11 protein-coding genes and 2 pseudogenes are annotated in these 10,245 nt (G+C 69.4%); 10 read left to right on the top strand and 3 right to left on the bottom strand.

Annotated elements, in window-relative coordinates; genetic code table 11:
* Positions 1–155: 155 nt before the first annotated feature.
* Positions 156–296 carry a hypothetical protein gene (locus tag NT132_RS02800; protein ID WP_297784441.1) on the bottom strand — a complete coding sequence of 47 codons (141 nt, stop codon included), beginning with the start codon at positions 294–296 and terminating at the stop codon, positions 156–158.
* A 39-nt stretch (positions 297–335) separates the two neighbouring features.
* Positions 336–1,355, bottom strand: a complete 1,020-nt coding sequence (locus NT132_RS02795) for an aldo/keto reductase (protein ID WP_297784436.1) — start codon at positions 1,353–1,355, stop codon at positions 336–338.
* A gap of 114 nt (positions 1,356–1,469) precedes the next feature.
* Here NT132_RS02795 and NT132_RS02790 point away from each other — a divergent pair, with 114 nt between their 5' ends.
* Together NT132_RS02790 and NT132_RS02785 are read left to right on the top strand one after the other, a co-directional pair.
* Complete coding sequence (locus NT132_RS02790) at positions 1,470–2,018, top strand: TetR/AcrR family transcriptional regulator (protein ID WP_297784433.1); 549 nt, start codon at positions 1,470–1,472, stop codon at positions 2,016–2,018.
* Between the two features lie 224 nt (positions 2,019–2,242).
* Entirely contained in the window at positions 2,243–3,724 is a 1,482-nt protein-coding gene (locus NT132_RS02785) for an HNH endonuclease signature motif containing protein (protein ID WP_297784430.1), read from the top strand.
* Between the two features lie 137 nt (positions 3,725–3,861).
* On the opposite strand, the gene NT132_RS02780 is transcribed toward NT132_RS02785, so the two are convergent.
* Positions 3,862–5,556, bottom strand: a complete 1,695-nt coding sequence (locus tag NT132_RS02780; RefSeq protein ID WP_297784428.1) for an FAD-dependent oxidoreductase — start codon at positions 5,554–5,556, stop codon at positions 3,862–3,864.
* Between the two features lie 273 nt (positions 5,557–5,829).
* On the opposite strand from NT132_RS02780, the gene NT132_RS02775 reads away from it, so the two are divergent.
* The 8 genes and pseudogenes from NT132_RS02775 to NT132_RS02740 all read left to right on the top strand — a co-directional run.
* Entirely contained in the window at positions 5,830–6,111 is a 282-nt protein-coding gene (locus tag NT132_RS02775; protein ID WP_297784426.1) for a metal-sensitive transcriptional regulator, read from the top strand.
* 158 nt (positions 6,112–6,269) lie between these two features.
* Positions 6,270–7,013 (top strand): annotated as a pseudogene (locus tag NT132_RS02770) (alpha/beta fold hydrolase); the annotation flags it as partial.
* A 47-nt stretch (positions 7,014–7,060) separates the two neighbouring features.
* Positions 7,061–7,525, top strand: coding sequence for an aromatic ring-opening dioxygenase LigA (locus tag NT132_RS02765; protein WP_297784423.1), 465 nt, complete (start codon positions 7,061–7,063; stop codon positions 7,523–7,525).
* 12 nt (positions 7,526–7,537) lie between these two features.
* Entirely contained in the window at positions 7,538–8,119 is a 582-nt protein-coding gene (locus NT132_RS02760) for a YigZ family protein (RefSeq protein ID WP_297784420.1), read from the top strand.
* Between the two features lie 30 nt (positions 8,120–8,149).
* Positions 8,150–8,839 (top strand): SDR family oxidoreductase, encoded by a 690-nt coding sequence (locus tag NT132_RS02755; protein WP_297784417.1) that lies wholly within the window; start codon positions 8,150–8,152, stop codon positions 8,837–8,839.
* Between the two features lie 76 nt (positions 8,840–8,915).
* Complete coding sequence (locus NT132_RS02750; RefSeq protein ID WP_297784414.1) at positions 8,916–9,137, top strand: PLDc N-terminal domain-containing protein; 222 nt, start codon at positions 8,916–8,918, stop codon at positions 9,135–9,137.
* 136 nt (positions 9,138–9,273) lie between these two features.
* Positions 9,274–9,750, top strand: coding sequence for a hypothetical protein (locus tag NT132_RS02745; protein ID WP_297784411.1), 477 nt, complete (start codon positions 9,274–9,276; stop codon positions 9,748–9,750).
* 57 nt (positions 9,751–9,807) lie between these two features.
* Positions 9,808–10,245 (top strand): annotated as a pseudogene (locus NT132_RS02740) (transposase); the annotation flags it as partial.

Raw genomic sequence — 10,245 nt, 5'->3', positions numbered from 1 at the left:
GGCATGAAGAGGTGGTGCTCGAAGTCTTCAACGCCATCGCGTACTACGGGTTGCCCGCTATGAAGACCCGGATGGAGTGATGTTGTAGACGGCGGCGTCGTGAGCCCGCTGCCACATTCGACAGCCCACCGCAGGCGTCGAGGGGGCGGCGTCCCCTACGCCGGTTCCGTTGTGCGGACGAGTCCGCACTCGAGGCACGACCACGCGACGAGGAACCGCTCGTCGTCGAGGATCTCGAAGCGGAGCGGGTCACCGCACGTAGGGCACGCGCGCGGGTCGGGGCGGGAATCGGCCACGGTCTCAGCCTAGGCACGCGATGCCCGCCCCGGGCCGGTTCAGGCCGCCGCGCGGTGGGATGCGGGACGCCGGCGCAGCGTCGCGTCGAGGATGGGCGGCGTGCTGTACTCCTGGTCCATGCGACCCACGCCGGTGCCGGGGGCCACGATCGCGTCGATCGCGTCGAGCACGTCATCCGTCAGCTCGACGTCGGCCGCGCCGAGCAGATCGTCCAGTTGTTCCGGGGTCCGCGGGCCGAGGAGGGCAGCGGTGACACCCGGGTGAGCGATGACGAAAGCGAGCGCCATGTGCGTGAGCGGGAGACCGACTCGGTCGGCGAGCGCGGCGAACTCCTCGACCGCGTCGATGCGGCGCTCGTCGCGCAGTGCCGCGAAAAGCTGCGTGCGGCGCAGGTCGCTCTCCTGGCCCCGACGCACGCGTCCGGTGAGCATGCCGCTGGAGAGCGGACTCCAGATGACTGTCCCCATGCCGTAGCGCTGTGCCGCGGGGAGGACCTCGCGCTCGATGGAGCGATCCAGCAGGGAGTAGTGCGGCTGCTCCACGCGGAAGCGCTCGAGCCCGCGGCGCTCGGCCACCCACTGCGCCTCGACGATCTCGGACGCCGGCATGTCGGACGAGCCGATCACGCGTACCTTGCCACTGTGGACCAGGTCGCTCAGCGCGGAGAGGGTCTCCTCGATATCCGTGTCGGGGTCGGGACGGTGCATCTGATAGACGTCGAGATGGTCGGTCTGCAGCCTTCGCAGCGAGTTCTCTACCGCCGTGACGATCCAGCGGCGAGAGCCGCCGCGGTGGTTCGGGTCCTGATCGATGGGGCGGGCAAATTTCGAGGCGAGCACGACGTCGTCGCGGCGGCCGCGCAGGGCGCGTCCCACCATCTCCTCGGACTCGGCGTACGCGTCGGCGGTGTCGATGAAGTTGATGCCGGCGTCGAGCGCGCGCGACACCATCCGATCGACCTCGGCCTGGTCGCCGTTACCGAACGAACTGAACATCATGGTGCCGAGGGCGAAGGGAGAGACGTGGATGCCGGTGCGGCCGAGGGGGCGGTAGTTCATGACGGGCTCCTGAGTGTGCGTCGCGGATGAGGGGATGAGCCGGTACGCTGACTAAGCGGAACAGCATTCCGTAACTATACGGAACATCGTTCCGTTTGTGAAGAGGAGTGTCGTATGGCCCAGGCCCAGGCTCCGTCGCCGCGGCGGCGCGCGGATGCGGTGCGCAACTCGGAGGCCGTGCTCGAGGCGGCGAAGGCCGCATTCGCCGAGACCGGTGCGGACACCCCGATGCGCGACATCGCCGCCCGCGCAGGGGTGGGGGTGGGGACCATCTACCGCAGCTATCCGCAGCGCTCCGACCTGATCATCGCGGTCTTCCGGCGAGAGGTGGATGCCGCCGCCCAGGCAGCGGAGGATTTCGCTGCGGAGTATCCGCCGGCCCAGGCGTTGCGGTTGTGGGCGGAGAGCTTCGCGCACGTCGTCGCCACCAAGCGCGGGCTGGCCGGTGCGCTCCACTCCGGTGACCCGGCCTACCAGCCACTCCCGGCGTACTTCCTCGGGGAGCTGGCCCCGCGCGTGCAGCGCATCCTCGACGCGGGCGCCGCGGACGGGACGATCCGCTCCGACGTCTCGGCGGAGGACCTCATCCCCGCACTCAGCCGGCTCGCCGCGGACGGTGGGCACATGACCGGAGTGTTGTTGGACGGCCTCGTTCGAGCCTGATCGCACGGGCGTCATGTCCGTCGATGCCCACGGTGTGAGAGTGCATTCGTGGGCCTGAGTCCGCGAGGCTAGGCATCCGGGCGACGTCTGAGCGCGCGGGCGTGAGGCATGCCGGCGTGGCTGATCGTGGTGCTCGGCATCCTTGGCGGCGGTGTAGGTGCCGCACTTCTCCACAGTGACGAATATTCGCAGCTCATGTCGGAGGGTAGTGCCAAACTTAGAACATGCATTCGACAGTCGAGATATCAAACAGCGATGGCGACAACGCCGAGCTGGCTGAGATCGTGGCCGACGTCGAGCGGACTCGGATGCTGGACGCACAGGTGCAGGTCAGCCGCATCCGCGCGCTCGCCAGGGCGGCCGATCTGGCGGAGAAGCAGGCCGCGCGGAGCTCCGCGAAGGTGCGTGAGCAGGAGATAGCGCTGCGATCGATCGCGGCCGAGCTCGCCGGAGTGCTGCGGCTGACCGACCGCTCGGTGCAGCGCCAGATCGACGACGCGCGTGAACTCGTGCACGACTACCCGGCCACGCTGGACGCGTGGGAGTCGGGGCGGATCAACCGTTCCCACGTGCGCGTGATCACCGACCTCGGCATCATTCTCCCGGCCGAGACCCGTAGCGAGTACGAGCGGGTCGCGCTGGAGCTGTGCGAGAGCGAGACCCCGAACCGGGTGAGAGAGCACCTTGCCGTGCTGGTCGAGCGGATGCATCCTCGCACCCTGGGCGAGCGGCACCGCGACGCGAGGCTGCAGCGGAAGATCTGCCTGCGGCCGCTGCGCGACGGAATGTCCGAACTGATCGCGGTGCTCCCGACGCTGCTCGCCGACGGCATCTACGACCGTCTCACCCAGCAAGCACACCTTCTGACCGATCACCGGGAACAGGCGACGTATGAGCGCCGGCAGCGTGAACGGGAGGCGGCCGCGGATGCGGGGGCTGGGTGTGCGGAGATTCCGGGCGCTGCGGCCGGCGGCGCGGCCGGAGCCGACGCCGGACTGAACGCCGCCCCGCGGCCGCTGCTCAACGTGGACGACGGCGCGTTGGCCGTCGCCGCGACGGACGCCCGGACGATGGACCAGCTGCGGGCAGACCTCTTCGCAGACATGCTCCTCACCTCGGCCGCGGGCGCCGACCCGACCCGCAGTGACGACGGGCCGGGCCTGCTGGGTGCGCTCCGCGCGAAGGTGCAGGTCGTCGTGTCCGCCCTCACCCTCCTCGGCACCGACGACGGACCGGCCAGCCTGATCGGGCGTGCTCCGATCGACCCCGACACCGCACGTGAGCTCGCCGAGACCACCGGCTCACCGCTCGAGCGCATCCTCACCGAACCGGTATCAGGGACCGTCCTCCAGGTCGACACCTATCAACGACCAGCACGCATGGACCGGTACCTCCGAGGTCGCGACCAACGGTGCCGGGGATTCGGGTGCACCATGCCCGCGATCCGATCCGACGTCGACCACAACCACGATTGGGCGCTCGGCGGGAAGACCGAGATCACGAACCTCTGCCACCTGTGTCGGCGACATCATTCGATGCGGCACTGCACGCCCTGGAAGGTCAGGCAGCTGGACCACGGCGTCATCGAGTGGACCTCGCCGCTCGGGAAGGTCTACGTCGACCGTCCACCGGTGCCCGCCGTGCACTTCGCTCCGGATGCGTACGAGCTCGCCGGCACGGCCGTCCATGACGCCGCACCGTTCTGATCACGACCGGGCGCGCACGGCTGGACGGACCACCCTTGTTGTGCGGTCCGCCGGGTGTCGGCACGAAAGTCGCCTGGGCGCCGCCGCGCAATCGTGCGCGGCGGAGGTCTCTCCGACGCAGACGGCGTCCCTGGCGATCACACCTCGGGTGCTGGCGACCGCATGACCGTGTCCGGCATGTGCGTGGTCAAGCGCATGGTGCCCGCCAACCAGGTGCGATAGCCGCCGTCGAGGTTGCGGGTGTCGTGTCCACGCTCGCGGAGCAGCCTGGTCGCGATGTGGCCGCGCAGCCCCACGGCGCAGTGCACGACGAGTGGTCCTTCGGGGAGTTCGTCGAGCCGGTCGCGCAGCTCGTCGAGCGGCACGTTGACCGCGCCGGGGATGGCTCCCGCGGCGAACTCCTCCGCGGAGCGCACATCGATGAGCGTCGTGCCGGCCGCATGCAACGTATCGAGCTCGTGCCATTGCACCGTCGGAGTGGTGGCGGTTCGGGTGTTCTCCGCCACATAGCCCGCGATGTTCACCGCATCCTTCGCGGATCCGAACTGCGGGGCGTAGGCGAGCTCGAGGTGAGCGAGTTCTGCCGCCGGGAGGCCGGCGTGCATCGCGGTCGCAATCACGTCGATACGCTTGTCGACACCGTCGCGGCCGACAATCTGCGCCCCCAGGATGCGGTCGGTCTCTGGGTCCGCGATCAGCTTCATCGCCAGCGGCTCGGCGCCCGGGTAGTACCCGGCGTGCGAGCCGGGGTGCACGTGAACCGTGTAGAACGGCCGGCCCGCGGCGCGTAACCGCTTCTCGTTCATGCCCACCGATGCCGCAGCGGTACCGAACACCCTGACGATGCCGGTTCCGAGGGTAGGGCGCACCGTCGCGGGGCGACCGGCGATCACATCGGCGACCATTCGCCCGTGCCGGTTCGCGAGCCCCGCCATCGTCACCAGCGCGCGCTCGCCCGCCTGATCGATCTTCTCGACACCGTCACCGACGGCGAAGACATCGGGGTCGGTCGTGCGACAGTGCTCGTCCACACGGATGCCGCCGGTCTCGCCCAGAGCCAAGCCCGCGGCCGCGGCGAGATCGCTCTCGGGCACGACGCCGGAGGCATCGATGATGAGTGACGCCGGGATGACCGTGCCGTCGCTCAGGTACACCGATCCCTTCTGCGTGTTGACGAGCTGGGTGTCGAGCCGCACGTCCACGCCGTGGCTGCGTAGCAGAGGCACCAGCGGCGCCGCCATCTCCGGGTCCAGCGGCGACAGCACCTGCGGGCCGCGCTGCACGAGGGTTACGCGCGCACCGCGCGCCACCAGGTTCTCCACCGCTTCGAGTCCGGTGTAGCCGCCGCCCATGACCACGACCGGCAGTCCCGGTCGCGCGAGCTCCGTATCGATGGCATCGGCATCCGCCAGCGTGCGAAGACTCCGCGTGGGGATGTCGGCCCCGGGTTCCTCGCGGCGCGGTCGAGCGCCCGGCGCGAGCACGAGGGTGTCGTAGGCCTGGGTGAAGCGATCACCAGTCGTCAGGTCGTGCACCTCTACCGACTTCGTATCGCGGTCGATTCGCGTGACCTCGTGGCGCACGCGCACGTCGAGGCGGAAGCGCCCGTGGAGCGACGAAGGCGTCTGCAGCAACAGTGATGCGCGATCGGCGATTTCACCGCCGATGAAGTACGGCAGCCCGCAGTTCGCGTACGACACCTCAGGGCCGCGTTCGAACACCGTGATCTGCGCGGTCTCATCGAGTCGCCGCATGCGGGTCGCGGTGGACATGCCGCCGGCGACGCCGCCGACGATCACGAGCTTGCGCGGAGGCGTCAACTCCCGGTTCATCGGCCGAACAACCTCGAGAAGACGCGGCCCCGCGGCGAGGTCTTCGGCGCCTCGTGGCCTGCGCACCACTGGGATGCGGGAACGGTGCGGCGCACCGCATCCACGTGCTGGCCGCACCCGGCCCACGTCGTCTTTCCGCACGTCCCACATGTCGCTGCTCTGCACATCGCTGAGTGCCCTTCTGTTCTGAATACCCGGGCGGGTATTTCTCATACTATACCCCTAGGGGTATCATGAACAACGCAACCGTCTTCGGACAGACAGGAGATCCTCATGGCGCAGGTGGACGCGAGCGCGCAGCGGAAGATACTGAATCGACTCAATCGCGCGCGAGGCCAGCTGAACGCGGTCATCGCCGCCGTCGAACGCGGGGACGATTGCACAGCGGTCGTGACGCAGCTCTCGGCCGTGGGCTCTGCGCTTGACAGGGCAGGCTTCCAGATCATCGCCACCGCGATGAAGGACTGCCTCGTCGACTCCAGGGGTGAGACCGACGTGGCGATCGAACGGCTGACGTTGCCCGACCTGGAGAAGTTGTTCCTGTCGCTCGCGTGAGGGCCACGGCGGCGGCCGGCACCCGAGGCAACCGCGCATGAGTCGGGGCGCCAGCCCTCACCGGGGGGCGGTCCAGAGAGCGCACCCGCCGTTCACGCAGGGCGGGATGGGATCACGCGCCCGGTCACCCGTTCAGTGCGCGTGGGCTCCACGGCAACGGCGTCGACCACCGCGACATGCTCGATCTCGACGCTGCCTTCGAGGGCGGGCCGTGGGAGCGCCTCTACCTCGACCTTCCCGGCTTCGGTCAGACCCCACCGCTCGACGCTCCCGGCGGGCTCCCCGAGCTGGCGGATTGGCTCGACCATGCGGTGGGGGAGCTCATCGGGTCGTCGCCGTTCGCCGTTGTCGGCACCTCCCTCGGCGGGCTCCTCGCCCGAGACCTCGTCGCACGCCGCCCCGACGAGTGCCTCGGGATGGCGCTCATCGCGCCGGTCGTCGACTCGGTGCGCGAGAACCGCACCCTGCCGGCAGCCGTCGTCCTCGACGCGGACCCCGCGCTCATTGCGGGCCTCAACACCGACGATGCCGCCGCCTACACCGAGCTCGCGGTGGTGCAGTCGCCGGCGAACGGGGAACGGTTCCGGCGGTCGGTGCTCCCGGGCCTCCGAGCCGCGAACGTCCGCGCCATGGCACGGCTGGAGCAGAACTACGCACTGCCCGAGTCGCCGGATGACCGGCTCACGGGGTTCGAGTGCCCCGTTCTCATCGTGACTGGACGGCAGGATGCGGTCGTCGGCTTCGAGGATCAGTGGGCGCTGGCCCAGCGGTTCCCGCACGCGACCTACGCCCTCCTCGATCGTGCCGGCCATAACGCCTCGATCGACGCAGCGGATGCGGTGCAGGCCCTGCTCCGGGAATGGTCGGGCCACGTGGCCGCCCTGCACGCCGGGCCGTCGTAACCCTGGAAGGATTCCTTTCAGCTGTTTCCCGAACCGAAAGGCTCCCCATGACCTCGCCGCAGATCGCATCCGCTCTCGTCCGTGTCGGACGCCTCGCCACCGCTGCCGGTACCCTGCTGTTCGCCGGCGGTACCGCCGCGTGGGTCACCGTCACGACGCAGCTGCGCGACGAGAAGATCACCGTGCCGGGGAACGCGCCTGCGCTCGCCGGCAAGCCCGTCCAGGGGCCCGTGACCGCATATGTCGAGGCGCTCGTGATCAAACGCAACGCCGAGCAGAGCGCAGGCGGGCGCACCTTCGCCGACATCAGCGAGGCGCTCCGCACCGTGGAATCCGGCAGCGACGAGGAGAAGAAGCTCCGCGGGCAGAGCGCGGCGCTGTCCACCGCCGCATCCCTCCGCACCTCACTCATGACCTCCGTGCTCGCCTACGGCGTGAGCGCCCTCGTGGTGGGCCTCGGTGCGCTCTTCGTCGTGTCCGGAACGAGCCTGCGGCGTGCCGGTCGCGGCTGAGTAGCCGCCCCGATGCCGTTCACGCTCGCAGCTCCCGGCCACAGCGAACTCGTCATCAAGAAGAGTCGCTTCCTCGGATGCGTCGAACCGGTGTCGGGTCGTGAGCAGGCCGTGGCGCGGGTCGCGGAGTTGCGCGCGCAGCATCCTGACGCCCGCCATGTCTGCTGGGCGCTCATGGCGGGCGGCCATTCCGCGGCGAACGACGACGGAGAGCCCGGCGGCACGGCGGGCCGTCCCATGCTCGACGTGCTCCGCCATCAGGACCTCGAGGGCGTGCTCGCGACCGTGGTCCGCTACTTCGGCGGCGTGAAGCTCGGCGCCGGCGGTCTCGTCCGCGCGTACACGGACGCCGTGGCACAGGCGCTGCGGGGCGTCGACCGCGTTCCCCTCATCCGGATGCGGGTGCTGCAGATCACGGTGCCGTACGCATTCGAGGGGGTACTCCGGCGCGAGGTCGAGGCGTACGGCGGAGTGATCGAAGACGTGCGGCACGGCGCGGGGGTGGAGATGCGAGTGGAACTGGCCGAAGATGCCGCCACCTCGCTGGTGTCGCGCATCGACGATGCGACGCTGGGCCGCGCCGTGTGGGGCTAGCGCGACGCCCGCCCGTGCGAGCATGGGGCCATGCCCCTTCACCTGCTCACCGGCGCGGGTTCCGGTATCGGATCCGCGCTCGCCGCACGTCTGCACGCCCGCGGCGACGACCTCGTCCTCCTCGCCCGCAATCCGGGTCGTGCACGGGAGCTCGAAGAGCGGTTTCCCGGCGCACAGACGATCGTCGCCGATCTCGCGACGCCCGGACGGCTGTCATGGGCGCTATCGAAGCAGCACCTTCCGAACCGGATCGACTCGCTCATCCACATCGCTGGGGTGGTCGACCTCGGGCCGGTCATCGACCTCCCGGTCGCGCTCTGGGAATCGCAGCTCAACGTGAATCTCGTGAGCCCGGCCGAACTCACTCGACTCCTCCTGCCGCAGCTGCGGATGAGCAAAGGGCAGGTGCTCTTCGTGAACTCAGGTGCGGGGCTGCGGGCGGCTCCGGACTGGGCTGCCTATGCCGCATCCAAGCACGGGCTGAAGGCGCTCGCCGAGTCGCTGCGTGCGGAGGAGGCAGCGTATGGCGTCCGGGTGTCGTCGATCTTCCCGGGGCGCACCGCCACCCCGATGCAGCTCCGGGTGCACCAGCAGGAGGGAAAGGACTACGACCCCGCCGCGTTCATCGACCCGGAGTCGGTCGCGACGAGCATGCTGACGATGCTCGACCTGCCCCGCGATGCCCAGATCACCGACCTGTCGATCAGACCGACCCCGTAGCGATTGTTGCGGGAGGGCGAGACGAAACGCGGCCGCCCTCACTACCCTGATCTCAACACTCACGAGGAGGATCACGATGACCAAGACTGACCCCACCAGCCTCTCGACCGGAGCCAAGGTCGGACTCGGCGTTGCGGGCGTCGTGCAGGCCGCTTTCGCCTTCCTCGCCTTCTGGGACCTCTCCTGGCGCCCGGCAGCCAACGTGCGCGGCCCCAAATTCGTGTGGATCCCGGCGATCCTCGTCAACTGGATTGGCCCGGCCGCCTACTTCCTCGTCGGGATCAAGCACCGGCGCTGAGCGCGACCTCTCCTCCCCACCAACCGCGGAACGCCCGCCGTGCACAGATGAGCGTCGTCGGCCGCTCACGCGGATGCCTTCCGGCAACGCTGGCGGCATGGGAATCAGATATTACGCATATGCTTTCGACGCGCCATTGACCGAGAGAGCTCTCGCCGATCCGCACAGCATCCTCTCGGCTGACCCTCTCGCGGATGCGTGGGGGCTCGAGCCCGGCGCCGCCGTTAGCTACACCACTTTCGAGCAGGCTGTTCCCGAGCGCGACCTGCTCTACCTCGACAAGGCGTGGCGTGAGTTGCAGGCGCTCACGGCCCCCGTCTCGCGAGGTGACGCACCTCGCCCCGCGTACCGCATGTTCGAGGGACACGTGGCGATGCACGGGTTCGGGTGGGATGCGTGGGTGCGGACGCTGCGACCCAGCGACATCCCGGAGATCGCCGCTGACGTTGCGGGGCTCGAGCGGACGGAGACCATTCGACGGGGTCACGCGGGTGGGGCGGCGGCCGCACCGGACTCGGAGGACGCGTACGTGATGTCGCATCTCTCCGCGGCCCGCCGGTTCATCGCCCTTCTCGCCGAGGAAAACCGCGGCATGGTCTACATGATCGGATGATGTGCCGAAGGCGGTGTCGGTTGTACGGCCTCCGGCGTGGGGACGGACAATGGCGGTATGCCTGAGAAGCCGGACGCCCTCGACGCGGCGGCCGACGCCCTCTACTCCCTCCCGCCCGAGGAGTTCACGGCGGCGCGCAATGCGAGGGCGGGGGAAGCGTCCGGTGACCTCGCGAAGCAGATCAAAGCCTTCCGCAAGCCCGCCGTCGCCGCGTGGGCGGTGAACCTGCTGGTCCGCGATGGACAGCTCGCGCAAGCCGTCGAACTCGCGGCGGCGCTTCGAGAGGCGCAAGACGACCTCGATGCGAAGGAGCTCACACAGCTCGGGCGTCAGCGTCGCCAGCTCGTCGCGTCACTCACGAAGCGCGCCGCGGAGCTGGCGACGCAGAACGGTGTACCGCTGAGTGCGTCGGCGCAGGATGCCGCGTCGACCACCATCAACACCGCCATCACGGATGAGCGGGCGGCCACCGCCGTGCTGACCGGACGACTCATC

Origin of the sequence: Microbacterium sp. (genome assembly GCF_026393345.1) — a bacterium.
In the GTDB taxonomy this organism is placed as follows: domain Bacteria; phylum Actinomycetota; class Actinomycetes; order Actinomycetales; family Microbacteriaceae; genus Microbacterium.
The sequence above is the reverse complement of the archived record's forward strand: the minus strand, read 5'-3'. Positions and strand labels throughout refer to the sequence as shown.